Here is a 3,140-nt window from a genome sequence, read left to right on the forward strand (position 1 = left end):
TGGCGGGACTGAATCGAAACGCAGCCAGCAATCTCCGTTTACGGCAAAGCGGACTCCTCACCGAAGCCCTAAAGACCTATAAGATACGAATGTCAAGCGACATTGAAAACTGACCCCCGGACGACATCGAAAACTGACCCCCTGCCCGAATTATGCTGAGCCCTCGACGAGAGCTGCTTTCACGAGTCCCGACCTTCGCTTGCCTTTCAGCCTGAAGCTCTCTCCTCGAATGGTCATCACCTGGCTGTGATGAAGCAGCCGATCCAGGATCGCTGCCGCAACAATGACGTCACCGAAGATCTCGCCCCATTCCCCGACCGACCGATTTGTCGTGATCATGGTCGCGGATCGCTCGTAGCGTCTGGATACGAGCTGGAAGAAGAGGCTTGCCGCGTTCTTCTCGAAGGGGAGGTATCCCAACTCGTCGATGATGAGCAGCTTAGGCCCCGCGTAGTAAGACAGGCGCTCTTCTAGACGTCCTTCTGTCTGGGCCTTGGCTAGCATGGCGACGAGATTGAGCGCGGTGATGAACAGGACCGAGTATCCCCGCTGAATCGCTTCGCGGCCGAGAGCGATCGCAAGATGGGTCTTGCCGACTCCCGGCGGCCCTTGCAGGAGGATGCTGTCACCGTTGGCGACCCAGCGGCTGGTCGCCAGCTCGCGCACGAGCTTGGGATCGACCGAAGGCTGAGCCGCGAAGTCAAAGCCGTCGATAGTCCTGACCGCGGGAAACTTCGCGATGGACAGGCCCATCGCGATCCGGCGCTGATCCTTGCGGGCGATCTCGGCTTCGCACAGGAAAGCCAAAGCTTCGCGAAGCGATAGGTCCCGGCGCGACGCCTCGTCCAGAAGCGTGTCCAGCTGATCACGCATGGCGGTCAGCTTGAGCCTGGTCAGCATGGGCGTGAGGGTGTCCAGGTCAGCCATCATTGCGCCCCTACAGCCATGGCGTATTCGGATAGAGGCCTAGCGAGTTCGCCCGCCGGTCCCTTGGGTGCACCGGGAATCTCGATCCCGAAATAATGGCGGTGATTGATTACCCGCTCCCTGCGTCCCGCCGATTCGGCATGCCGCGCGATCTCGACTTCCCCTTGGTGCACGGTGACCATGCCGTCTCCGATCCGGACGGTCACCTCCTTCCCGATGTGCTTCCAGGGCACGCTGTAGCTGTTCGTATCCACTTCGACGCAGAGGTCAGTATGGACAACGCGGGTAAGCTCGCGATGGCGTACGAACGAGGGTTTTCCTGCACCCGGCTCAAGGTACCCGCGCTCACGCGCGAAGCGGTCGATGGGCCGCTCCTCCGTCGTCCCGTGGAACCTGATGTCCGCGACCTCACGCATCCAGCGCTCCAGATGGCTCTCCATCTCTGCCCAGGACGCGAATTCCCGGCCCGCTATCGCGTTCCGCTTGACGTAGGCGACCGCACGCTCATCCTTGCCCTTCGTGCGGGCGCGGTAGGGCGCGCAGGCCCTCGGCGTGAATCCCCAGTGCTTCGCAAAGGCCTTGAAGCTCTCCGAAAACACGACCTCCCGCGTTTTCACGTCATGGCTTTTCACCAGGGCTTTCGGGTTGTCCAGCAGTACTACCTTCGTCACCCCGCCGAAGTGCCAGAAGGCGCTCTCCATGCCCGCAAACCAGGAATCGCGGCGCTCGTCGGTGAAGGCCCGCACGTAGATCCGGCGCGAAAAGGCGAGGACCAGCACGAAGAAGTACACCTTGATCCGCTCGCCGGCGATGACGACGAATCGCTCCCCAAAATCGATCTGGGACTGTTCCCCGGGGCCTGTCTCGAAGCGGGAAGTCGCCAGCACCTCGGCCCGCGCAAGTGCTCGATGAGGCTGCACCGCCCGCTCGAGCGTCCGCAGGCTTACCGAGATATTCCATTCCCGCGCGAGCTCCTGCCGGACCACCTCGGCGTTGTTGCCGTGCTTCTTCATCCCGGCTTGAAGCCATTCATCGAGACCGCCAAGGGCGCCTGAGCGTGACCTTGAGTCATACGCGAACCACCCGGTGGCGCGAAGATATCGGCGAACCGTATTCCGCGCGATCCCGAGTTCTTTGGCTATCGCCTTGCTCCCCATGCCCTGCTTGTTCATCGCCAGGATCGTCGCCACCTCGTCGGGCAACCTCATGGCAGTACTTCCGTTTCCATCCCGGAAGCCAACTACATCCTTGCCGTCCTCTTCCATACCTTCCCCTGCCCGGCGAGGGGGTCAGTTTTCAATGTCGCCTGGGGGTCAGAATTGCATGTCGCCTGACAGTTTTCTTGCTACGACGGACTGCGACTGCCTCATCGTGGTCGGAAAGCAAGGCCCGAGTGCGCTCAACCTTGCGTGCGGAAATACCTATTGCCTAAGCATTTATTCCCACTCTCTTGGGAGCCTTCTCTCATTGGTGTTATTTGTAGATAACGGGGAGCAGAAACCTTCCTAGTGATTGTCCAAGAGCTCGATGAGCCCGGCACTAGAGAGGTTCAGTCGGTTTTACTGGGTGTGGACAGCGCAGGCCAGCACCTCGCCTTCTGAGGTGGGGGTTTTCTCATAAGTGGTGACTCGGAGGATGCTGAGCTCCCCGGTGGCCCGGACGCGGGTGTTGTCGGGCTTCTTCCAGACGTTGACTGGCTTGGAGGGATCGAAGCCGTCGACCGCCATGTCAACCTTGATGGCATTGAAAACCTTGCCCTTGATCGAGAAGCCAGAGGCGAACGGCTCGGTCTTATTGAGTTGGTCTAGGTAGAGCTCCATGCCGATGGCCTCAACTGATATTCTATCAGCCATCTCGGATTTGATGCTAAAGTTTGATATACAATCACTCAACCTCTCGGTCACAAACACGACGATGCAAGGAAGAAGCATTTCCTATTTCCCCTCTAATTCCCCTCTAAATTCTCGACTTCCCCCCTCTACGGGAGTATACTCGAGAGAGGTCGGAAATAGACAAGTCTTTGTCTGTTCGATAATTGAGTAGTCGGCCGATAAAGCGGGGAGAGGGCGATTCCAGCCCGACCTTCCCCTAGGGGCTATGACCGAAAGAACCCGACCGCGAGGTCGGGTTCTTTCATTAGCAGGCCCCAAGGAGAGTCGAACTCCGGAGTCGCCGATGCGAGCGCACAGCGAGCACGAGCCCCATGGATGGGG

Annotated in this window: 3 protein-coding genes; all 3 read right to left on the reverse strand. The window is 59.5% G+C overall.

What is annotated here, in order from left to right; all coding sequences use genetic code 11:
• Nucleotides 1–150: 150 nt before the first annotated feature.
• A complete protein-coding gene (gene istB, locus WC683_20385; protein MFA4974969.1) occupies nt 151–927 on the reverse strand; it encodes an IS21-like element helper ATPase IstB in 777 nt (258 codons plus the stop codon).
• On the reverse strand, nt 927–2,192 hold the full coding sequence (gene istA / locus WC683_20390) for an IS21 family transposase (GenBank protein MFA4974970.1): 1,266 nt from the start codon (nt 2,190–2,192) through the stop codon (nt 927–929). Before istA ends, istB begins: the two co-directional genes overlap by 1 nt.
• A 294-nt stretch (nt 2,193–2,486) precedes the next feature.
• Complete coding sequence (locus tag WC683_20395) at nt 2,487–2,780, reverse strand: hypothetical protein (protein MFA4974971.1); 294 nt, start codon at nt 2,778–2,780, stop codon at nt 2,487–2,489.
• Nucleotides 2,781–3,140 lie beyond the last annotated feature (360 nt).

It is taken from the genome of bacterium (genome assembly GCA_041648665.1).
Taxonomy (GTDB): Bacteria; UBA10199; UBA10199; order 2-02-FULL-44-16; family JAAZCA01; genus JAFGMW01.